The organism is Psychrobacter sp. W2-37-MNA-CIBAN-0211 (assembly GCF_040309405.1).
Lineage (GTDB): Bacteria > Pseudomonadota > Gammaproteobacteria > Pseudomonadales > Moraxellaceae > Psychrobacter > Psychrobacter glaciei.
Genome location: NZ_JBEOOU010000432.1, coordinates 1 through 250 on the forward strand (window position 1 = coordinate 1; position 250 = coordinate 250).

General features: G+C 45.6%; 1 protein-coding gene. It reads left to right on the plus strand.

All coding sequences use genetic code 11. The features are described 5' to 3' along the window. Positions 1–250 (plus strand): 1-acyl-sn-glycerol-3-phosphate acyltransferase (locus AAEY72_RS15770; protein ID WP_352311582.1); only part of this gene is annotated, 250 nt, incomplete at both ends.

Sequence of the window (250 nt, forward strand, 5' to 3'; positions counted from 1 at the left end):
GGAATTTGATGGCCAACTCGATAATACTAAGCCATGCGTCATTATTGTTGGTCCGCATACCAGTAATTGGGATTTCATCATTGGCATTATCGCCCGCAGCGCCTTAGGCACCAAAATTCATTTTTTAGGCAAGCATCAGCTGTTTATTCCGCCCTGGGGATGGCTATTTCGCGCCATGGGCGGTAGCCCTGTCGATAGACGTAAATACAATAATTTAGTTGATGGCGTGGTGCTGTTATTCCAACAAGAT